Origin of the sequence: Catenulispora rubra (assembly GCF_015356825.1) — a bacterium.
GTDB classification, from domain to species: Bacteria; Actinomycetota; Actinomycetes; order Streptomycetales; family Catenulisporaceae; genus Catenulispora; species Catenulispora rubra.
The window spans coordinates 21,557-43,414 of the sequence record NZ_JAACYW010000072.1; the positions used below are offsets into that span (position 1 = coordinate 21,557).

Annotated in this window: 18 protein-coding genes; 12 read left to right on the plus strand and 6 right to left on the minus strand. The window is 69.1% G+C overall.

Annotated elements, in window-relative coordinates; genetic code table 11:
* Window positions 1-4: 4 nt before the first annotated feature.
* The 8 genes from GWK61_RS21220 (at window position 5) to GWK61_RS21255 (ending at window position 12,252) form a co-directional block, all read left to right on the plus strand.
* Window positions 5-442, plus strand: a complete 438-nt coding sequence (locus tag GWK61_RS21220) for a roadblock/LC7 domain-containing protein (RefSeq protein WP_194910656.1) — start codon at window positions 5-7, stop codon at window positions 440-442.
* Window positions 442-1,029 (plus strand): GTP-binding protein, encoded by a 588-nt coding sequence (locus tag GWK61_RS21225; RefSeq protein WP_194910658.1) that lies wholly within the window; start codon window positions 442-444, stop codon window positions 1,027-1,029. Before GWK61_RS21220 ends, GWK61_RS21225 begins: the two co-directional genes overlap by 1 nt.
* Entirely contained in the window at window positions 1,029-2,312 is a 1,284-nt protein-coding gene (locus GWK61_RS21230; RefSeq protein ID WP_194910659.1) for an ABC transporter substrate-binding protein, read from the plus strand. Before GWK61_RS21225 ends, GWK61_RS21230 begins: the two co-directional genes overlap by 1 nt.
* Window positions 2,313-3,099: 787 nt before the next feature.
* The gene (locus GWK61_RS21235; RefSeq protein ID WP_194910661.1) at window positions 3,100-4,317 is read left to right on the plus strand and encodes an FAD-dependent monooxygenase; all 1,218 of its coding nucleotides are present in this window, start codon (window positions 3,100-3,102) and stop codon (window positions 4,315-4,317) included.
* A gap of 108 nt (window positions 4,318-4,425) precedes the next feature.
* Window positions 4,426-6,045 (plus strand): hypothetical protein, encoded by a 1,620-nt coding sequence (locus GWK61_RS21240; RefSeq protein ID WP_194910662.1) that lies wholly within the window; start codon window positions 4,426-4,428, stop codon window positions 6,043-6,045.
* A 223-nt stretch (window positions 6,046-6,268) separates the two neighbouring features.
* Window positions 6,269-7,351, plus strand: coding sequence for a hypothetical protein (locus GWK61_RS21245; protein ID WP_194910664.1), 1,083 nt, complete (start codon window positions 6,269-6,271; stop codon window positions 7,349-7,351).
* Window positions 7,348-10,680 carry a CHAT domain-containing tetratricopeptide repeat protein gene (locus tag GWK61_RS21250; RefSeq protein ID WP_194910665.1) on the plus strand — a complete coding sequence of 1,111 codons (3,333 nt, stop codon included), beginning with the start codon at window positions 7,348-7,350 and terminating at the stop codon, window positions 10,678-10,680. The genes GWK61_RS21245 and GWK61_RS21250 overlap by 4 nt, the downstream gene beginning before the upstream one ends.
* A gap of 141 nt (window positions 10,681-10,821) precedes the next feature.
* Window positions 10,822-12,252 (plus strand): hypothetical protein, encoded by a 1,431-nt coding sequence (locus tag GWK61_RS21255; protein WP_194910666.1) that lies wholly within the window; start codon window positions 10,822-10,824, stop codon window positions 12,250-12,252.
* A 13-nt stretch (window positions 12,253-12,265) separates the two neighbouring features.
* Here the strand turns inward: GWK61_RS21255 and GWK61_RS21260 are convergent, their stop codons facing one another.
* From GWK61_RS21260 to GWK61_RS21275, 4 genes are all read right to left on the minus strand, one after another.
* A complete protein-coding gene (locus tag GWK61_RS21260) occupies window positions 12,266-13,207 on the minus strand; it encodes a beta-ketoacyl-ACP synthase III (RefSeq protein WP_194910667.1) in 942 nt (313 codons plus the stop codon).
* Between the two features lie 247 nt (window positions 13,208-13,454).
* Window positions 13,455-14,303, minus strand: coding sequence for a tetratricopeptide repeat protein (locus GWK61_RS21265; RefSeq protein WP_194910668.1), 849 nt, complete (start codon window positions 14,301-14,303; stop codon window positions 13,455-13,457).
* Window positions 14,304-14,472: 169 nt separating this feature from the next.
* On the minus strand, window positions 14,473-15,165 hold the full coding sequence (locus GWK61_RS21270) for an SIMPL domain-containing protein (protein ID WP_194910669.1): 693 nt from the start codon (window positions 15,163-15,165) through the stop codon (window positions 14,473-14,475).
* Window positions 15,166-15,209: 44 nt separating this feature from the next.
* Window positions 15,210-15,491, minus strand: a complete 282-nt coding sequence (locus GWK61_RS21275; RefSeq protein WP_194910670.1) for a metal-sensitive transcriptional regulator — start codon at window positions 15,489-15,491, stop codon at window positions 15,210-15,212.
* Between the two features lie 135 nt (window positions 15,492-15,626).
* Between GWK61_RS21275 and def the strand changes: the two genes are divergently transcribed.
* Entirely contained in the window at window positions 15,627-16,208 is a 582-nt protein-coding gene (gene def, locus GWK61_RS21280; RefSeq protein ID WP_194910671.1) for a peptide deformylase, read from the plus strand.
* A 123-nt stretch (window positions 16,209-16,331) separates the two neighbouring features.
* Here def and GWK61_RS21285 read toward each other — a convergent pair whose 3' ends face one another.
* Complete coding sequence (locus GWK61_RS21285) at window positions 16,332-18,608, minus strand: transglycosylase domain-containing protein (RefSeq protein WP_194910673.1); 2,277 nt, start codon at window positions 18,606-18,608, stop codon at window positions 16,332-16,334.
* A 286-nt stretch (window positions 18,609-18,894) separates the two neighbouring features.
* Here GWK61_RS21285 and nicT point away from each other — a divergent pair, with 286 nt between their 5' ends.
* Together nicT and GWK61_RS21295 are read left to right on the plus strand one after the other, a co-directional pair.
* The gene (gene nicT / locus GWK61_RS21290) at window positions 18,895-20,067 is read left to right on the plus strand and encodes a Nickel transporter NicT (protein WP_228562680.1); all 1,173 of its coding nucleotides are present in this window, start codon (window positions 18,895-18,897) and stop codon (window positions 20,065-20,067) included.
* Window positions 20,068-20,076: 9 nt separating this feature from the next.
* On the plus strand, window positions 20,077-20,541 hold the full coding sequence (locus GWK61_RS21295) for a DUF4442 domain-containing protein (protein ID WP_194910674.1): 465 nt from the start codon (window positions 20,077-20,079) through the stop codon (window positions 20,539-20,541).
* A 220-nt stretch (window positions 20,542-20,761) separates the two neighbouring features.
* Here GWK61_RS21295 and GWK61_RS21300 read toward each other — a convergent pair whose 3' ends face one another.
* Window positions 20,762-21,175: a PaaI family thioesterase gene (locus GWK61_RS21300; protein ID WP_194910675.1), complete on the minus strand. Its 414-nt coding sequence runs from the start codon at window positions 21,173-21,175 to the stop codon at window positions 20,762-20,764.
* Between the two features lie 106 nt (window positions 21,176-21,281).
* On the opposite strand from GWK61_RS21300, the gene GWK61_RS21305 reads away from it, so the two are divergent.
* Window positions 21,282-21,858 (plus strand): TetR/AcrR family transcriptional regulator (locus GWK61_RS21305; protein WP_194910676.1); only part of this gene is annotated, 577 nt, incomplete at its 3' end.

Here is a 21,858-nt window from a genome sequence, read left to right on the forward strand (position 1 = left end):
CCCCATGAACGAACCCGCACCAGATCCGGCCGGCAGCCTCGACTGGCTGCTCAACGACTTCGCCCACGGCACGCCCGGGGTTCAGCACGCGCTGGCGGTCTCCGCCGACGGCATCGTGGTGGCCACGTCCCGGGATCTGGGCGAGGAGCAGGGTGAGCAGCTCGCGGCGGTGGCCGCCGGACTGGTGAGCCTGCTGGCCGGGGCCGCGCTGCTGCTGGACTCCGAGCCGGTGCGCAGCAACCTGACCGAGCTCGGCAACGGCTTCCTGTTCTCGATGGCCGTCAGCGACGGTGCCTCGCTGCTGGTGTACGCCGAGCGCGAGTGCGACATCGGGCAGGTCACCTACGCCATGGCCGAGCTGATCAACCAGGTCGGGGAGTCCCTGACGCCGACCGCGCGGGCCCGGATGCTGGCCCACGGCAACCTTCCGGGGGCCCGCTGATGGCGGCTCCCACGATCGCGGCGAAGATCGTCGTGGCCGGCGGCTTCGGCGTCGGGAAGACCACCCTGGTCGGGGCGGTGTCCGAGATCCAGCCGCTGACCACCGAGGCCGAGATGACGCAGGCCGGCATGGGGCTGGACGACGTCCACCTGATCCCGGCCAAGCGCAGCACCACGGTGGCGATGGACTTCGGCCGCATCACCATCGCCGAGGACCTGATCCTGTACCTGTTCGGCACCCCGGGCCAGGAGCGCTTCTGGTTCTTCTGGGAGGAGCTCTCACGCGGCGCCCTCGGCGCGGTGGTGCTGGCCGACGTCCGGCGCCTCGGCGACGCCTTCGCGGTCATCGACTTCTTCGAGGACCGCCGGATCCCGCACGTGATCGCGGTGAACCAGTTCGACGGCGCGCAGGTGTACGGGCACGAGGAGCTGCGCCAGGCGCTCGCCCTGGAGGACGACACGCCGCTGCTGATCTGCGACGCCCGGCGGCGCGACTCGGCCAAGGGGGTGCTGGTGACGCTGCTGGAGCACGCGATCACCCAGCAGCGGATGCGCGACGACCTGCCGCCCGACGACCGGATGAACTGATGGCGGCGGCCCGGGGCGGTGCCCCCACACCCGGCGCCGCCGCGGTTCGCCGCCGGGCGTTCGCCGCGCTGCTGCTGGCCGCCGCAACCGCCGCCTCGGCAGGCTGCGGCGTGCTCGGCGGCGGCTACGGCGGCGGTGGCGGCCTGGCGTACGGCGACCCCGCGGGCCGACCCGCCAGCCACACGCCGTTCCCGGTGGGGCTGCTGCTGGACACCTCCGGCACCAACGGCAGCGGCGGCATCGACGCCCGCGACGGCTTCGAGCTCTACGTCAGCCAGCACGGCGGCCGCCTCGGCGGGCGTCCGGCGCAGCTGACGGTCTCCGCCGAGGGCCCGACACCGGCCGCCACCGCGACGACGATGCAGGACATGGTCGCGCACGGCGTGCAGACGGTCATCGGCCCGATCGACTACGCGGGCTACGAGAGCGTGGCGCCGCTGGCGGATGCCGCGCACGTACCGCTGATCGGCGTGGTCGCGCGCCCGGACCTGACGGACATCAGCTACGTGTGGAACGTGGCGTTCCTGTCCACGGAGCCGGGCGTGGCCATCGCACCGTTCATCTACAACCACGTCAAGTCCCCGGTCTTCGCCATCGGCGGCAACTACCCCGGCGACTGGGAGCAGGTGCGTGGGTTCGTCGACTCCTACACCACCCTCGGCGGCAAGCTGGCCAACACCGGCGGCCAGCCAACCTTCACCCCGGCGGCGACGTTCACCCCGGCCAACGACACCACCGACTTCACCCCGTACTTCCAGGCGATCAAAGACTCCGGCGCGAAGGCGGTCTACTGCGCCTTCACCGGCGCCGAGGCGGTGCGCTTCGTGCAGCAGTACGCGCGCTCGCAGGTGAAGGACATGCCGCTGTACGCGGTCGGCCTGGTGACCGACGGCCCGCTGCTGAAGCAAGAGGGCCCGGCGGCCACGAACATCACCTCGGTCCTGAACTACTCCCCCGACGTCGACACCGCCGCCAACCGCACCTTCGTCTCAGCCTGGGCGGCAGGCCACGACGGCCAGGAACCGAGCGTCTACGCCCTGACCGGCTACGACGCGGCGGCACTCCTGGACCAGGCCGTCGCACAGGCCGGCCCGAACGCGGACGCCGCAGCGGTGAACGCGGCGATCGGCGCCCTGGGCCGGATCGACAGCCCGCGCGGCGCTTGGCAGCTGGCTTCGACGACGCACGCACCGATCCAGAAGTGGTACCTGCGGCGGGTGCAGGTGGACGGGACGTCGCTGGCGAATGTGGAGATCGAGGAGTTGGCTACGCTGCCGGACTGATGGAGGGGCGGGCGGCGGGGACGGACAAGACCACGCCAGCCCAGCTGTGCCCAGACTGCCGGCCCCGATCGGATCCGGCGCCAGGGCAGCCACGGTGGTGACGGGCCAGCCTGACCGGTGATGCGGTTCGCCGTGTCCGACCGGACCATGCGGGGTGTTGGTTCTGGGTCCCTCGCCGCGTCAGCGGGCGCAGCCAACCTGCCCGGTTTGGCGGTGTCAAGCCGGACGAGGCTGGACCACAGCAGCTGTGATCCGGCTTGATTCCGCCAAACCGGGCTGGTTCCGTTTACGGCGATGACGCGGCGAGGGACCCAGAACCTCGGCGACCACAAGCATCACCGCCAGCATGCAGCGCAACGCAGGCAACAGCGGATAGAAAGCCGAACAGTCGCGGGCCGCCGGCATCAAGCCCGACGCGCGGGTCGCCCCCTCGTCGAGGAGGCCCGCCAGAGGCCTCAAGGCGCCCACCAAACGCGGCAGACGCCCGCCAGACCAAACGTGTGCGCAGTGACTCGGACCGGCGCGCGGTCGTGTCCGCGAACACCGGCGGCCGCCAGCGCGACCTGCGGCGCTGAACCGAACTGCGTCCCCCTGCGAGGCCATCCAACCATGTGCGAAGCCGTAAAAAGCCTCTAACCCCCAAGAACACACCGCCGCCCACCGACAAACCGCAGTAGCGCCTACCCCCCAGCGACCCAGCGAGCTCAGCCCCCGCAACGCCCGCCCGCCTGCAACGATATTTTAAGCTGAGCCCTGACACGGGGGGGCTCTAACACGGGGGTCTGTAATGACAACGACAACACACACCACACGAATCGGCGTAGTCGGCGGCAGCATCGCCGGATGCGCCGCAGCGCTAGCAGCCGCGCAGGCGGTACCGGACGCGACGGTAGTCGTATTCGAACGCTCAGCCGGCGAGCTCCGGGACCGCGGGGCCGGCATCGGCATCCAGCACGAGCGGTTCGCAGAGCTGGTCGCCGCAGGCCTGCTCGATGCCTCGCTCCCCGCCACGACCAACACCGCGCGGGAGTGGTACGCGTGGGGCGGCGAGGCGTCCGGCCTCGGAAAGCTGATCTGGCCACAGCCCTTCCCGTTCAACGCCTACAACTGGGGCCACCTGCACCGGTCGCTGCGTGGGCGACTGCCTTCGCACGTCGAGTACCGGGGCGATGCGCGGGTGGTCTCGGCGTCGCCCACCGAATCCGGCGCATCAGTCACGCTGGCAGACGGCACCGTCGAGCACTTCGACCTACTCCTCGGCGCCGACGGCTACCGCTCCGTGGTGCGAGAGGCGATGTTCCCAGGCGTCGTGCCGGAGTTCGCGGGTTACCTGTGCTGGCGCGGGCTCTCGGACTTCGCAGAGCTCGAAGGACTCCCGACCGACTCGTTCTTCACAGTCGGCTTCCCGCACGGCCACCTGGTCGCGTACCCGATCCCCGCCGACGACGGCCGCCGACAGTTCAACTGGGTACTGTACTCGATGGTCCCGCCGGAACTGACAGGCGACCTGCGCACCGCGACAAGCATCCCGCCCGGCGCGGCCTCCGATGGCCTCCTGGATTTCATGGACGCCCTGCTCACCCGCGAGCTACCGCCGCTCTGGGCCGCAGCGCTCCGCAAAACAGCTCTCGAAGACGTCTTCATCCAACCCATCTACGACTTCGAAGCCCCCGCCTACGCCAAGCACCGCATGCTCCTCCTCGGCGACGCCGGCGCGGTAGCCCGCCCCCACGCAGGCGCCGGCGCAGTGAAAGCCATGCAGGACGCCGCCACCCTCCTGCGCCTGTGGCCCACCGCCACCGACCTCGACGACCTCGCCACACGCTACGACGCGGCCCGCCGCCCCGCCGGCCACGCCGTCGTCGCCCTGGCCCGCCGCATCGGCGAGGCGCAGGTGCTGCACACGCCGGACTGGTCGGCGTTCGACGAAGCGACGTTCGTCCCCTGGCTCACCGCCCAGATGGAACTGCCGGACGGGACGGAAATCGGCGGACGGCGGTTGTGACGCTGGCCGTTATGACACCGGTGGTTGATCGACCCATGACACAGGTCATGCCAGGGTCGTGATACGCGGCAATGCCGAAACGGCACATCAGAGCCCTACGCTCGCACCATGAAGACCGTTTCGAAGACCGCCGCCCTCGCAGCGGTGGCGCTCGCCGCGACGCTGGCGGCCGGTCCGGCCGCGACCGCGACCGCTGCGACCGCTGCAACCGCCGCGACCGCCACCGCCACCGCGGACACCGGCGCCAAGCCGACGGCGATGACAGCGACGGCGACGGTGACGGTGCACGCCGACCAAGCCCTCGCCCGCGTCCCCGACGCCCCGATCGGCAGCAACGACTGGGACTCGGATCCGAACATCACCAACCCCACCACCAGCGCACTGCTGAACGCCGCCGGCCTGCGGGTCCGCGAGCTCAACACCGGCCCGTTCGACGATGTCTACCGCTGGCAGACCGACACCGACGACGCCAACCCGGTCACCGCCAAACTCGGCCCGGACAATCCGCTGCCGTGGCAGACCTGGGTACGCCAAACCGAACAGACGCACGCGCAAGCGATGATCCACGTCAACTACGGCAGCACCGCCACTGACGGCCCCGGCGGCACCGACATCGGTCCCCAGGAGGCGGCGGCCTGGGTGCGCCAGGCGAACATCGTGGACCACGACCACATCAAGTACTGGACCATCGGTGAAGAGGTCTGGGGCAACGGCTTCTACACCAGCTTCCCGGCGTTCGAACCGGACAACCACCCGGACAAGAGCCCCACGGCCTACGGACAGAACGCAGTCCTGTTCGCCAAGGCGATGAAGGCCGTCGACCCCAGCATCAAGGTCGGCGTCGAGATCTCCCCCTTCGCGCCCACCGCCGGACAGCCGGACTGGAACGGGCCGCTGCTCAAGGCGGCAGGCTCAGCCATCGACTTCGTGGACGTGCACTGGTACCGGCCGCCCTTCATCGACACCAGCGACGCCTCGCTGTTCAAGGTCCCGGCCCGGATCCCCGCCGAGATGGCGTCCATCAAGGCCGACATCGCACAGAACGCCGCCGCGCACGCCGGACACATCCAGGTCATCGTCGGCGAGACGAACACCGCGGGCTTCGACCCCGGCGTCCAGAGCGTCACCACGCCGGACGCGCTCTACGCGGCCGACGACGTGGCCACCTGGCTGGAGCAGGGGGCATCACAGGTCGACTGGTTCAACACACACATCGGCGCGGTCCAGGACGCAGCCGGCTCGCCGGACGACCCCGACGGCCACGGCTACGGCGACTGGGGCCTGCTCTCCTCCGGCGTGAACAGCTGCGTGACCAACGCCCAGGGCACCAACGTGTGCGAGCCACCCGTGAACACACCCTTCCCGGCCTACTACGCACTCAGCCTGACCAGCCGACTGGCCAGCCCAGGCGCGACCCTGGTGCAGACCTCCACGTCGGGCACAGGCACGGGCACCGGCACCGGCACCGGCACCGGCACCGGCAGCACCGCGATCGTCACCCACGCCGCCGTGCAGCGCAACGGCGATCTGGTGGTACTGATCGAGAACGAGGACCCGGCCGCGACGCACACCGTGCAGTTGGACTACACGGGTTACCGGGCGCTGCCGCTGGCCCTCAGCTATCGCTACGCGTCGGGAAGCAGTGGCATCGCCACCTCGATCGGGTCGTCCGGCAGGACCCAGCTGCCTCCGTACAGCCTGACGGAACTGGTTCTGTCGCGCATCTGACGACGATCCACGCCACCGTCAGCGACTGAAAATCACGAAAACATCTGCCGCACCACACTCAGAGAAGCCGGGAATCACCTCGGTTCACCGGTATCCGTCAGGAGACGTATGCCAGACTGATATCAGGGCCGTTCGACATTCAACAGTCCCGTTCACGGCGAGAACACGGCCATTTCAGTTCAGCACGGAAAGTCTCGTTGTCAACGACTGTTGGGGGACTCGAGTGGGCATCCGCCAGTTGATCGACGGCATCATGGCACGGGACGCCGACGGCATCGTCGCCGTTGAAGTTCCCGTCTTGTCGCCCGGTACGCCCGAGCCGCAGCGCACGCTGTTCGCCCCCGGCCAGGTCTACCTCGAGGTCCGGCTGCAGCAGATGTGGCTCACCCGGGCACGGGAGCTGTGGCGCGAGTTCCTGCCGTTCGGCACGGTGGTCACCGAGTTCATCCACAAGGGAAGACCGGTCTCGGTGCCCACCGTCCTGAGCAGCGCCGAGCTGAGCCGTCGATTCCAGATCACCGGCGCGCACGACGCCGTCGAGATCAGCGATGTGCGCGTCGCGGGTCCCGTCCCGTACGAGGGAGACGAGATCAGCCTCCTCGTCGCGTTGTTCCGCGCCAAGTCGGCCGACTGGGTCGCCCGGTCGCTCCGGGTGGTCGAGGACGTGGCCAACGCGGTCGGGTTCGTCGGGCTGGCCAGCGCGGTTCCGGTGGCGGATTCGCTGATCCGCGCGATCGATTCGTTCATGGACTCCTCGGACATCGAACTTCGGGTGGGTGCGTATCGCTCGTGGAAGGCGTCGGACGACGACGGCGCGATGGCTCCGCTGCACTACTGCGTCATGCGCAGGCCTCGCGCCAAGACGTCGACCGCCGAGCTGGCCAAGCTCCGGGTCGTCGACGGGCGGTTGTGCCAGATCGCGGCGGACGGCGTCAGCTACGAGCCGTATACGGAGCACGACTTCATGCTGATCAGCATCGAGGCCAAGCGCCGCAGGGACGACTACAGGCAGCTCGAGTTCTACTCGCTGTGGCAGCAGACGAAGGAGCACGTGATCGCCGGCGATCTGCCCTCCGCGCGGCGGAGCTGGCGACGGACCGCAGGCGCGATACACACCGATGATCTGACCCGGCCTCAGCAGGAGGTGCTGTACAACGAGTACCAGCGACTCTTCGCCGACTTGGTCGAGCGTTTTGCGGTCCCGAAAGCTTCGACGTTCCGAAACGGAGAAGACGTCGAACAGCCATGGCAGGTGGAGGACGACCCCGCCGCGCTTCTCGACGCCGCCGAGACGAGTCTGTCGTGAATCAGACCCGGGACGGGGTCCCGGCCGAGGCGGGATTGCTGGCGGTCATTCAGCAGGCGCATCAGCTGCTCGGAATGGGACGCAACGAGGACGCACACACTGTGCTGTCCGCCTTTCGCGAGGCCGCGGACTCTGCGAACCCGGTGGTTCGCTTCGCGTTCTTCCGGCTCTTCGGTCAAGCCGCACGCCTCGCGAGGCAGTTCGACGAGGCACGGCTTGCCTACACCACAGCGCACGAAGCCGCCCAGCAGACCGGTGACCTCAATGTGATCAGCGGCGCCCTGGAAGGGCTGGCCCTGGTCGAATACGCCGACGAACGCTTCCCGGAAGCCGATCAGTACATGACGGCGGCTGTTTCGATGGCACGTGAGTCCGGTGACCCGATCGGCCACTGGGCCACGGTGAACAACTACGCAGCCATCCTCTCGAAGAGAGACACCCCGAAAGCCGTGGAGCTTTATCAGGAAGCTCTCTCGATACCGGGTGTCGACGCACTTCGCCGGGGAATATCCGCGGACAATCTCGGTGTCGCGCTCATGCGGCAGGAGCGGTTCACGGAAGCCGTCGAGCAGAGTAAAATCGCAATCGCCTTGCTCCACAAAGCAGGAGCGCGCTTCGATCTGGTCACGGCCATACACAATCTTGCGAAGTGCTGTCTAGCGTTCGATCCCGAAGCCGCGGCGCCGGTTTTCGTTCAGGCCCACGACCTCGCCCACCTGCTGTTCGAACAGCTCCCGGTCGAGCACTACACGACCGCACACGCGGTGCGCGTGCAGCAGATCGAGGAGGCGACCAGGGCTCGAATATCGAAACGAGACGGCGAGCTCTCGGCGTTCACCGAGATCATGATCTCCGCGCGGGCGGCGATGGAAGCCACCGAGCACGGCGAGCACCTGGTCTCGGATCACAAATACTCTGACGCCGAGTTGCAGCTACGGCAGGCGGAGGCCAGATGGACGCACCTTGAGGCGCATCACTGCCTTCCCCGTGTATGGATCGGCCTCGGCAACGTATACATGGAATCCGGGGACTACGAGGCTGCCTGGCAGCACCTTGAGCGGGCGAAGCAGCTGGCGAACCAGTTGGGTGACGCGCCGCTGGAGCTGCTGGCCCTGGTCAACCAGTGCAGTCTTGCCACCCGGTCCGAACAGTTCCACGAGGCAGAGACCCTGCTGCTTCTGGCAAAGGCGCGCGGGCTGAAGAAGCTCATCGCGAATCACATCACCGAACGCATCGTCGAGTGGTCACTCGAGCTCAACCGACCCGCACACATAGGTGTGCCTGTCGATGACGGCACCGCGGGAATCCTCGACGGCATAGCCAGCACCCTCGCAGGCTCCTTCGGCGCTACTGAACTCGAAGAGCTCTACCTGCGCAGTAGCGTCAACTCCGGCCGGCTGTTCGCCGATTCCCATCCGGCCCGCCTTGCCTATCGGCGCAGCCGACTGCTCGATTTCCTGCTTCGCCACGGCAGGGACGAAGAAGCGGCACAGCTCGTGGCGGAGCTCGAGGCGTCTCTGAACGAAAGCACGGACGTCGCGTTGACGTTCGTCGTCAACACCCGCCTGGGCCGGCTCGAATTCGACGAGGGCCACTGGAACGAGGCTGCACTGCGGCGGCTTGAAGAAGCCTGTTCCGCGTACGACCGACTCAGGCTTCAGAGTGTGGGCGTGGGGGAAGTCGGCCGGTTCGATTCGTTGACAGATCCTCCGCACTCCCAAGCGGTCGAGATGGCGATCGCGGTCGGCCCTCCGGAGCGGGCGTTCGAGCTGTTGCAGACCGCCAAGTCGCGCGCCCTGCTCGACACGCTTCGCGACCGGCCTCCCACCGCGACCGACGATGTTCTGCTCACTGAAGAAGCCGAACTCTGGCAGAAGCTGATGCGGTTACGCACCAAATCCCTCAGTAAAACGGGCGAGAACCTCTCAGCCGGAGCGCATACCAATCTGATCTTCCGCGCCGGTGAGGAGACTGAACGCCTACAGACCCGCTTGGAGGCGATCTGGACGGCACTGGCCGACAGCCATCCCGAGGTACGCATCCACCGCACTGCGACGCCGTCCACGGCGCAGGAGATAGCGTCTCTGCTTTCGAAGCGTGAAGACGCGGTGCTCGCCGAGTTCTTCGTGGGCACCAAAGGCGTGTACGCGTTCATCGTCAGCGCGGAGGAGATCGCGGTCCAGCTGGTCTTGGACGCGAAGGACCACGACCTGGACGAATTCACCGCTCTTGCCAGACAAGGCAATATCGAGTCGTTCGACCGTCTGCTCGCCCATGCCGGCTATGTTCGGCTCGTCGAACTAATCAATAGGATCGGTCGCCGCGTATATATCGCGCCGTATGGCATGTTGCACTTGGTGCCGCTGCATCTCGCTTCTGAAAGCGGCCAGCCCGTGCCGCGCCCGAGAACGTACTTGGTGCCCAGCGCCTCACTGCTGCGCACGGTGCACAGCGAAACCGCGGCGAACAAGACGAAGCTGGTCATCGCTGGCGACCCGCTCGGCGACCTGCCGTTCGCCCGGGGGGAGTCCGCCGGCGTCGCCGCCGCCTTGAACGGCGCGGCAACGAACGGACTGGCGGCGAACGGAGTCGTTCGCCACGGCGGCGGCGTGACCTTCGACTGGCTCGCCGAGGCACTCGACGGCGACGTCCGGCTCGTCCACCTGGCCTGTCACGCAGCCTTCGACGACGCGCGGGCGGAACGCTCGGGTTTGCTGCTCTCAGGTGCCGACGGCAAGCCGGACCGAGTCGTCCTGCAACGTCTCGCCTCGCTCAACTGGTCGGGGGCGCTTGTCGTGCTCAGCTCCTGTCAAAGCGGCATGCACCGAGTGCGGACCGGGGACGAGCTGACCGGCATCGCGAGCACCTTGCTCGCTGCCGGGGCCACTGCGTTGGTGACCACGTTCCGGCCGGTGCCCGATCTCTCCACAGCGGTGCTGATGTTGTGGTTCTACGAACGGTTCGCCGAAAACGCCGACTGGTCGTTGGAGTCATTGAGCGACGCGCTGGCGGCTGCACAACGCCGCGTCGCGACCGCTGCCGCACGGGACGTCGCCTCGTGGGTCCGGATCAAAGCCGAGGAACGCCAAGTCGACCTCGCGGTCGCGTACGCGCTTCTCTCCAGAGCCCATCGGACAGCAGGCGAGATGGACCTGTTCGTGTCCTGTCAAGAACGCCTCGGTCAGGCCTTCGCCGCCCAACTCGGGGACGACTCCTACGAGGACGTGATCCGCCTCGCCACGACGATCGGCCCGGAGTATGCAAAGCAGCCGTTCCACGCTGCCGCGAACTGGGCACCGTTCTCCATCACGACAGGCGCGGCGACCTAGCACCCGTCCGAACTCCGTCGGCGAAGCAGGTCGATCGTTGCCCGTTGTGTAGTCGCGGCAACGATGGACACGCAGGGTGAGGCACTGGTTGAATCCTCAGCGGACTATCTCAGAGGACGAAGATAGACGCCTGGGGGCGCCATGAGATCCGTCAGGCTCAACGTCACGGTGCCGCCGGCCGTCACGGCGCTCGCTGAGCAGCGCGCGCTCGGGGCGCGAAAGGCCGTCTTCTGGCGGCGCGCGGCACCCGCGCTGCTGCTGTGGCCGATCACCGTCGTGGTGGTGGCCCTCGCGGTCACCCTCGGGTTGCTCGGCTGGCACGGGCCGGCCCTCATCCTGATCGCGGTCCTCCTGGTGGGGATCTCGCTCTGGCGGTACGGCGGCGATGCCGAATGCGTCGTCGTGTACGAGCACGGGCTCGCCTGTTGCATCGGGCGGCAACTGCGGTCTGTGCGCTGGGACGAGGCGCTGTACTCGTGGCGGGGCAAGGCCGACATGGCGATCATGCCGCAGAAGGACGCCCTGGAAGTGACGGGCGCCTCGGACACGCCGGATCTGACGGGGCCGGGCGGCCGCATCCTCCTGCGGCGGTACTCGGGGATCTACCGGATGCTGCAGCTCGTCGATGCCGAGTTGCAGCCGCGCGCGTTCGCCCGGGGTCAGGCGCGGCTCGCGGCCGGTGGACAGGCGGACTTCCCGCCGATGGCCGTCACCGCCGCCGGCGTCTTCGTGAACCCGGGGAAGGGCACGATCCACGCGCCGTGGGCGGCGATCGACTCGTACACGCACGTCGGAGGCGTCATCGTCGTCAGCGCCTTCGTCAACGACGCCGCGAAGGGCAGGATCGCCAAGCAGTGGTTCCAGGGGCTCGTCGCCGACGCGACCGCGGCCGACTGGTTGATGGACGCGACCAACCCCGACCCGGGCACGCCGGCGGCGGAGAAGGCCGCCGAGCTGCTGGCCGAGGACATCGCGGACGACGCGGCTGAGGTAGGGAAGCGCTGGCAGAAGCATCGTCGGCAGGTGGTCCTGCAGGGCGCCGCCTTCGCCGCCGTGGTGATCGGCGGCGCCGCGATCACGACGATCCACCTGCCCACGCACGGGCTCGGTTACACCGCAGCATGCAGCGGGCACGGGGCCTCCCGCGCCGCGGCCTACGTCCCAGGCGGCGGCGGGCCGCATCCCATCGACTTCGAAGGCGGCTCCGGCGGCTTCGCAGGAGTCAGCGACAATGCCGGAGTCCTGGACGGCGAGTACGTCGGGTGGGCCCCCGCGAAGGCGACCGACGTCCAGCTCGTCGCCTGCGTCACCGGAGTCCAGACCGACACTCTGCTTGCCAACTGCGTGTACGTCGGTGGAGCGAGCGTGCCGATGGACCTGGAGAAGTACACGATCTCGGTCTGGGCGGCACGGACCGGGGCGCAGGTCCTGGCACCCCGCGAGATCGACGGCGACGACTCGGTCTGCCCGGACACGATCACCACGGTGAACGGACGGGCACCGTCGGAGTTCTACTCCACGCTGTCTCTGACCACCGTCCAATCGGCGGTGGCCGCCGCCGTCACCAACTGACGTCCCGCTTCCCTCAGGGGCTCGTCACGACCTGCCCGGCGTAGGACAGGTTCCCGCCGAACCCGAACAGCAGCACCGGCGCGCCCGCCGGGATCTCGCGCCGCTCGACCAGCTTCGCCAGCGCGATCGGGATCGAGGCGGCGGAGGTGTTGCCGGAGTCGACGACGTCCCTGGCGATCACCGCGTTCACGGCGCCGAGCTTGGCCGCCAGCGGCTCGATGATGCGCAGGTTCGCCTGGTGGAAGACGACGCCGGCCAGGTCCTCGGGGCGGATGCCGGCGCGGTCGCAGACCCGGCGGGCCACGGCCGGGAGTTCCGTGGTGGCCCAGCGGAAGACGGTCTGGCCCTCCTGGGAGAAGCGGTTCGGGGTGCCCTCGATGACCACGGCGCGGCCGCGTTCGGGAACGGAGCCCCACAGGACCGGGCTGATGCCGGGCTCTTTGTCGGTGGCGGTGACGACCGCGGCGCCCGCGCCGTCGCCGACCAGGACGCAGGTGGTGCGGTCGGTCCAGTCGGTGACGGCGCTCATGAAGTCGGCGCCGACGACCACGGCGGTGGTGGCCTGGCCGCAGCGGATCGCCTGGTCGGCCAGGGCCAGCGCGTGAGTGAAGCCGGAGCAGACGACGTTCACGTCGATGGTCGCCGGAGCCGTCATGCCCAGGCGCGCGGCGACGCGCGCGGCGGTGTTCGGGCTGGCCGCGCTGGCCGTGCTGGTGGCGACGAGGACCAGGTCGACATCGCTCGCCGCGATACCGGCACCGGCCAGGGCCTTGCCGGCGGCCATCGCGGCGAACTCGTCGACGGTCTGCCCGGGCTCGGCGACGCGGCGCGTGCGCACCCCCACCCGCGTGGTGATCCACTCGTCGCTGGTGTCGACCAGCTGCGCCAGGTCGGCGTTGGTGAGGACGCGGTCGGGCTGGCTGTGGCCGAGGGCTGCGATCCGGGAACCGGGCACGCGACGCTCCTTTGTCTGTTCGCGGAGCTGGTCGCTGCTCGCGGGGCGGGCGGTTGTTCCCTACTGATCCTCGCGTGCTGACATGCGGGGGTGCGGTCACCGGAAGCACCAAGGGGTTCGTGTCGGGTCTGGAGGGTTCCGCCATAGGCGGCCTATGCGGGAAATGGTGTGTGCTGCTGGAAATGGTGGCGGCGGCGGACAGGATGGGCTGTCCGCCGCCGTTGGTTTCCTGTGCGGGTTGCGCGCGCTACGCGTACTCGGGCGTCATCGCCGCGGCCATCCGCAGGTGCGTGCCGGCCTCGTCGGCGTGTCCCTGGCGCTCCAGGGTGCGGCCGAGCATCAGCCGCGCGTAGGAGTCGGACGGGTGGTCGGCGAGCGTCGCCTCCAGTACCTGGCGTGCTCGCCCCAGCTGCGCCGAGGCGAAGTAGGCCGATGCCGCGACGCGGCGGATGTTCGGGTCCTGAGCGTGCTCGGCGAGCAGGGGCTCCAGCAGGACGAGCGCGCCGAGCGGGTCGTTGAGGGCGAGGAGTTCGTCGGCCCAGCGGAGGCGCTCGACCTCGGGCGGGAGGCGGCGCGCGGCTTGGTTGGCGGCGCGGTCGGCGCTGGCGTCGGGGGCGTCGGCGGCGTCGGGGCCGTCGGACGCGCCGAGGAATTCGCCGATCGTCGCCGGCGACATCGCGAATTCCAGCAACCGGTCCTCGTCGGCGAGCGTCGGCGAGATCGTGATGCCGCGCGCCTTGCCGATCAGCAGCAGCTCGCGCAGCCGCGCGTGCCCGGCGTCGGATGCCAGCAGCGCCCCGGCGTCCGGGAAGCCCGCGCGGTCGGCGACGGCGGCCAGCTCGGCCAGGTCGCGGACGTCATGCGACGCCAGCAGCTCAGCGGCGACCCGCCCCTGCAACTCGACGCCGCCACGCTCCTCGGCGAGCACTAGCAGCCGCAGGGCGTCGCGCGGCGCGTCGGGATCGGCGGCGTCGGTCAGCAGCGGACGCCAGACAACCTCGGCGGCGACGTCACCCGCCGCCAACGCCACGCGCAGCCGCTCGGCCGCGACGTGGGTCCACGGGTTGGCGATGTCGGCCCACATCTCGATACGCATGTCGGACAGAACGCGCTGGCAATGGGGAACATTCCTGCCCCCTTAACGCACCCCGCCCCAACCGGGGGACAAACCACCCTCGTATCGATTATCGCGAAACGTCAACCGCCGAAGGAAGGCACCACCGCCGAAGTCCGCCCGATCGGACCAGCGATCGGACCAGCGCCGCCTACAGCTCCCCAGGCTGCGTGGCCGAGAACCGAGCCTCCACCGCCGCGTAAACGCTCTGCCGCGTCGGCTCCAAATCCAGCGCCGGCGGGCCGTCGTCGACGATGCCGCCGCCGCGCGTCGCCATGGCGTACATGCGGGCCTGGGGGGCCGGGGAGCCGGCGGTCGACAGGCCGGTGTCGGCCAGTTCCAGGAGCGCCGTCAGCTGGGAGCCGAGCGCGTCCGCGTACTCGCGTGCTCTACGGACCGCCTCGCCGACGGCCTCTGTGCGGGCCTTGCGGTAGACCTCCGAGTCGCGGCGGAGGGTCCAGTAGGGGCCGTCGATTGCGCGGCCTTCGCCGTCGGCGATGCGGGTGATCATCTCGCCGAGGACTGCGAAGTCCTTCACCACGAGGCGGATCCGGACCGTGCCCTGATACGGGCCTGTCTTGTCCGTGCGCTTGCGCCACTCCGGGTACACCGAGAAGCGGCCGGTTTCCAGCTTCTCCAGGGCGTCGCCGTAGTCGGCCTTGATCTGGTCGAGGAGTTCCTTGTTGCGCTTGGTCAGCTGCTCCAGGGCGGTGCGGCGGTCCTTGTCGCGGGCTGTGACCGTGACCGCGAACTCGCACAGTTCGGGGTCCGCTTCGAGGTTGGCCTCGCCGCGGACGCTGACGACGATGGGGTTGCCGGCGGAGTGATCGGTCTGATCGGTCATGACCGCCAGTCTGCCGTAGGGACGGGGTGCCGCGCCTGAGGAACTCAGGAGCGCACCAGGCGGGCGATGGCCTCGTTGGCTTCCTTGACCTTCGCGTCCGCCTCCGGGCCGCCGGTCGCCAGCGCGTCGGCCACGCAGTGCGCCACGTGCTCCTCCAGAAGGCCCAGCGCCACCGACTGCAGGGCCTTGGTCACCGCGGAGATCTGCGTGAGGATGTCTATGCAGTACTTGTCCTCCTCGACCATCCGCTGCAGGCCCCGCACCTGTCCCTCGATGCGGCGCAGCCGCTTGTTGTAGTCGTCCTTGCGGTCGGTGTAGCCGTGCATGCCCGGTGTCCCATCCGTCGTCGTCGCGCCTGGTGGATTACCCCCTAGGGGTAACTGGTCAGCCCGCTCCAGTGTTCCCGCGGATACCTACCCACAGTAACGGGCTGAACTGCGCCGACCCGTAAGATTAACGTCATGAGCCACTCCGATTCCGGCACCGCCCGGCCCATCACGATCGTCGGCAATCCGGTCCTGCACCACCCGTGTGCCCCGGTGGAGACGTTCGACGACCAGCTGGCGGTGCTCGTCGACGACATGTTCGCCTCGATGTACGCCGCCGAGGGCGTGGGCCTGGCGGCCAACCAGATCGGGGTGGCGCTGCGGGTGTTCGTCTACGACTGCCACGACGACGACGATGTCCAGCACGTCGGCCACATCGTGAACCCCGTGCTGGCCGAGCTGCCGGCCGACCGGCGCCAGCTGGACGAGTCCGCCGAGGGCTGCCTGTCGGTCCCCGGCCCGCACCACGAGCTCGCGCGCCCGGACTACGCGAAGGTGACCGGCGTGAACGTCAAGGGCGAGCCGATCACCATCGAGGGCACCGGCTACTTCGCCCGCTGCCTGCAGCACGAGTTCGACCACCTCGAGGGCCGCCTCTACATCGACCGGCTCACCAAGCGCCAGCGCAAGAACGTGCTGGCCGAGATGGAGCGGATGCAGGCGGAGAAGGCACAGAAGGCGGAAAAGGCCGAGACGGCGACCGCACCGGCGAACTGAACCAGATAGCCAAAGACCCAGATAACCAGATAGCCAGACAACAAGAGACGGAAAGATCGAAGGGCCCGCACATGCGGGCCCTTCGTCATGTCATCAGAACGCTCGCCGGGAGCGGCAGGCTCGTCACCCGCCCGACTGTGGCAGCAGTCCCCCGGTCGTCGTCGGCCGCCCGCCCGGCTGCGTAGGCCGCGACTGCGTCGTGCTCGTCCCCGGGGAGCCCGGCAAGTTCGACGTGCTCGGCGGGTTCCCCGACGTCGTCGACGTCGGCCCGCCGGTCCCGCCGGTCGCCCCAGTCGTGCCCGTCGTGCCCGTCGGCGGCGTGACCGGCGGCTGGTACGTGCTGGTCGGCGCCGGCGGCGACGGCAGGCCGGTCGGCGACTGGCCCGGCGTCGCGCCGGTGGTGTCCGGGGTCCCCGAGGGCGAGGAGCTCAGCGGGTTCATCGGCACCGCCTGGTTGTTCTGCGCCGTGAACGTGAACGCCTGCGCCTGCGTCCCGGCGACCGCCTTGTTCATGTACGCCGCCCACAGCGGCGCCGCCACCGCACCGCCGCCGACGGTGTCCTTGCCGGCCATCCCGTTGATCGACTGCAGTACCCCGCCGTCGGTCTGCCCCCAGACCGCGACCGCGGTCGACAGCGTCGGGGTGTAGCCGACGAACCAGACCGAGCCCAGGTTGGTGCCGTCGCCGGGCAGGTCGGTGGTGCCGGTCTTGCCGGCCACGTCGCGGCCGTCGGACAGCTGCGCGCCGCCGCCGGAGCCGTTGGTCACCACGCCCTGCAGGGCCCGGGTCACCTGGTCGGCGACGACCGGGGTGAAGGCCTGCTTGGCCAGGCTCTGGTGCGCGTACACGGTCTTGCCGCCCTGCACCACGCTGGCCACCGTGTAGGGGTCCACCTGCTGGCCGTGCGCGGCGAAGGTGCCGTAGGCACTGGCCATCGACTCGGGGTTGGTGGACACCACGCCCAGCGGCAGCGTCGGCAGCGACTGCTGGGCGGCGGTCACCGGGATGCCGGCGGCGCGCGCCGCGTCGGCGACCTTGGTCATCCCGATCTGCTGGCTCAGCTCGACGAACACCGAGTTGATCGACTGGTTCAGCGCGTACTGCACCGAGACCTGGCCGTAGCTGGTGCCGCCCTCGTTCGGGATCACCTGCTGGGAGTTGGGGAGGCGGTAGGGCGAGTCGCCGTTAAAGGTGTCGTTGAGCGTGCCGCCGTTCTGCAGGTACGCGGCCAACGCGAAGGTCTTGAACGACGAGCCCGGGGACAGCGTGCCCTGCCAGGAGGCGTTGAACGCCTGCTTGGCGTAGTCGTCGCCGCCGTAGAGGACGCGCACCGCGCCGTCGCCGGGGACCACGGTCGCGATCGCAGTGTGCACGTAGTTGTCCACGGACCGCTTGGCCGGGTTGAGCTTGCTGGTGATCTGCGCCTGCACCGCGGCGGCCGCGGCGTCCTGCATCTTGGCGTCGAACGTCGTGTTGATCGTGTAGCCGCCGGTGACCAGCTGCTCGCGGGTCAGGCCGGTCTTCGCCTCGGCCTCGCCGATGGCCGCCTCGACCAGGTACGGGTCCTGGTTGTCGGTCTGGCTGCTGGGCCGGGGCCAGGCCGCGAGCGCCGGGAACTGCTCGGCGGCGCGGTCGGTCTGGCTCAGCTTGCCCATCTTGACCAGGCCGTCGAGCACGTAGTTCCAGCGCGCCTGGAGCTTGGCCATGACGGTGGGGTCCTTGGGCGCCAGCTCGTAGTACGACGGGGCGTTCACCAGCGCGGCCAGCACCGCGCCCTCGCCGACGCTGAGCTGGTCCACGTCCTTGTTGAACCAGGCGCGGGCGCCCATCTCGACGCCGGAGGCGCCACGGCCGAAGTACACGGTGTTCAGGTAGCCCTGCAGGATCTGCGACTTGGGCTGCTGCTGGGAGATCTTCAGGGCTATGACCGCCTCCTTGACCTTGCGCGACAGCGTGCGCTCGTCGGTGAGGTAGGCGTTCTTCACGTACTGCTGGGTGATCGTCGAGCCGCCCTGCGTGGAGCCGCCGCCGAGGTCGTTGAGCAGGGCGCGGGCGGTGCCGGTGACCGAGATGGCGCCGTCGGACCAGAAGTTGCGGTCCTCGGCGGACAGGAAGGCGTTCTGCACCTGGGCCGGGACCTGCGAGAGCGGGACGTCCTGGCGGATCTCCGGGCCGCGCCGGCCGAGCACCACGCCCTTGTCGTCGACCACCGTCAGGTGCTGCTGGGTCACCGACTCGTTGATCGGCGGGATCTTGATCGAGGCGTAGACCGCCCAGGCTCCGCCGGTGACCAGCAGCACGAACGCGATCAGCGTGCTGGCGACCAGCCGCCAGGACGGCAGCCAGTGCCGCAGCCCGGACTTCCCACGGCGGGGATAGTCGATCACACGCAGGGCCATGGGGAACGGCTCCTCATCCGGGCCCCTGCCGACACGGCAGACCCCTTGCAGTCATTGTCTTCGGGCGTCAACACATCAGACCATCGTGAACTGAAAATACTGAGAAAATCCGGAGGAAACGGTCGTGATCCACCTCTCATCACGGTATGCGTCCCTCCGTGGACTCATCGAGTAGTTGCGAACTCTTCGCAACTGCAAAATAATCGCGTCTGGGGTGGGAAGGTGTCCTCCCCCGCCGCCGGCCCCGGCGGCGACCTTGTACCGAGCCCAGGGGGCGTCCCACGCCATGACCGCGACCACAGCAGGTGGCACCGACAGCACCGGCACCGCGCAGGCGGCTGGCGGGCCGGCCGGATCCCGGCTGGCCCGGATCCGGGCCAGCCTGACCCCCGCCGAGTGGGGGCGGGTCGGGGGCATGTTCGGGTTCATCGCGCTGCTGCACGTCGTCGGCTGGGGGATCCTGGCGGTGATCGTCGTGCCGGGCCACTACAAGCTGCAGGGCGGCCTGTTCGGCTTCGGCACCGGCCTGACCGCGTACACGCTGGGCATGCGGCACGCCTTCGACGCCGACCACATCGCGGCCATCGACAACACCACCCGCAAGCTGATGGCCGAGGGCAAGCGGCCGCTGTCGGTCGGCTTCTGGTTCTCCCTGGGGCACTCCACGATCGTGGTCGCGCTGACCCTGCTGCTCGGCCTGGGCCTGAAGGGCCTGGGCGTACAGCTGACCGACGACAAGTCCGGACTGCACAACTTCGGCGGCCTGGTCGGGACCACGGTCTCCGGCACGTTCCTGTATCTGATCGCGATCATCAACCTGGTGGTGCTGGTCGGGATCCTGAAGGTGTTCCGGCAGATGCGGCGCGGGGAGTTCGACGAGGCCACGCTCGAGGAGCACCTGAACAACCGCGGCCTGATGAACCGGTTCCTGGGCAAGGCGATGAAGGCGGTGAACAAGCCCTGGCAGATCTACCCGGTCGGCGTGCTGTTCGGCCTCGGCTTCGACACCGTGACCGAGGTCGGGCTGCTGGTCCTGGCCGGCACCTCGGTGGCCTCCGGGCTGCCCTGGTACGCGGTGATGTGCCTGCCGATCCTGTTCGCCGCCGGCATGTCGCTGCTGGACACCATCGACGGCTCGTTCATGAACTTCGCCTACGGCTGGGCCTTCTCCAAGCCGGTGCGCAAGGTCTTCTACAACATCACGATCACCGGTCTGTCTGTAGCCGTGGCGCTGATCGTCGGCACCATCGAGCTGCTGAGCATCCTGCAGGACAAGCTGAACCTGACCGGCGGCTTCTGGGACTGGGTGGCGCACCTCGACCTGAACAGCATCGGCTTCGCCATCGTGGGCATGTTCCTGGTGGTCTGGCTGGCGGCCGTGGCCGTGTGGAAGTTCGGCCGCATCGAGCAGAAGTGGACCGCGTCCCTGCCGGTGGCCGAGAAAGTTACCGACCAGTAGGATCATGGCATGACCGCAGCAGAGCAAGAGCCTTTCGACGTCGGCGCCTTCCTGACGGCCGCCGTCCCCATGGTCGGCACGCTGGCGCTGGAGTACGTCCAGACCTCGCCGGAGCGCGCCGTGCTGAAGTTCCGGGACCAGCCGGAGTACCGGAACCACATCGGCGGGCCGCACGCCGGCGCGATGTTCACGCTGGCCGAATCCGCCTCCGGCGCGATCGTCACCGCCGCGTTCGGCCACCTCATGGCTGAAGCCACCCCCCTGCCCACCACCGCCACCATCGATTTCAAGAAGGTCGCGCGAGGCGACGTCACGGCCACAGCAACGCTCGGCCGCCCCGTGGACGACATCATCGCCGAGCTCAAGGGCGGTACCCGCCCCGAGTTCCCGATCCATGTCGCCATCCAGCGCGACGTCGACGACGCCGTGACTGGCGAGATGACCATCATCTGGACCCTGCGGCCCAACAACTGAACCCCACCCACCGACGGCGCACGCGCTATCGGCCCCTGCTTATAGAACGTCGAGAACCCCGAAAAGGTTGCCATTCCGCGGTATGCAGGCCCGCCGGAGGATCTTCCCCCGGCGGGCCCGTCGCTGTTCAGGGAGCTGATTCAGTGTCAGGAGATGCCGCCGTGAGGTCGTGCCCGGGTCCGCGTCGGATGCCCGGTCACGACACGCACAGCACCGACCGTCACGACACGCACAGCACCGACCCCTGGGCTATCGCGCTGAGCACCCGTGCGCCGTCCTCCGCCACGGCGTACAGGTCGCACCGGCACACGGCCTGGCGGCGTCCGGTGTAGGTGACCTCGGCTTCGGCCAGCAGCGTCACCCCGGACGCCGGTCGGACGTAGCTGATCGTGACGCCGCTGGTGAGCACGTCCGGGCCGAGCGTCGTGCCGGCCGCGAAGGTGATGGCGTTGTCCGCCGCGTAGGCGAGCACGCCGCCGTGGACGAACCCGTTTTGCTGCTTGAGGTTCTCGCGGATGGGGACCGCCAAAATCGCGCGCCCCTTCTCGAAGACCTCCACGCGCGCCCCGAGGAGGACGCTGAACGGCTGTGCCGCAAGGACCATGCGCGCCGTTTCGATGTCGAGGGTGACCATGGAGGTCCATTGAGCGGATCGCAGGGCCCGGCGTCAAATCGGGGCCGGGGACCGCTCCCCGTGGCCGGGAGGCGCGAAAGCGCCACGGGTACCGTAGATTCCTGCCGTGGACCCCGACACCCTGCCCGCTCCCCTGCCCCGCGGCAACCACGGCCTGAGCCGCGAGGACGTCAGCGCGGCACAACGCGGGCGGCTGCTGAACGGGATGCTGGAGGTCGTGGCGGAGGGCGGCTACGCCGCGGCCACGGTCGGCGCGGTGCTGTCCCGGGCGCACATCTCCCGCCAGACCTTCTACGAGCACTTCACCGACAAACAGGACTGCTTCCTGGCGGCGTTCGACCGCTCCGCGGACAACTTCGCCCGCCTGATCGAGAAGTCCCTCGGCTCCCCCGGCGACCCGGCCCTGGTCCGCCTGGACCGGATCATGGAGGCCTACCTCGGCGCCCTGGCGGGAAACCCGACCAACGCCCGGGTCTTCATGATCGAGATCTACGCCGCCGGCTACCCCGCCGTCACCCGCCGCCTGGCCCGCGCCGAGGCATTCGCGATGAACCTGGCGCAGGCCGTCACGATCGGCCGACGCTGGCGCGGCGGCCTGGACCCGCTGTTCGTGGCGCGGGCCGTGACCGGGGCGGTCAGCGGGCTGGTGACGGAGCGGATCAACGCTGGGGAGGTTGCGGCGC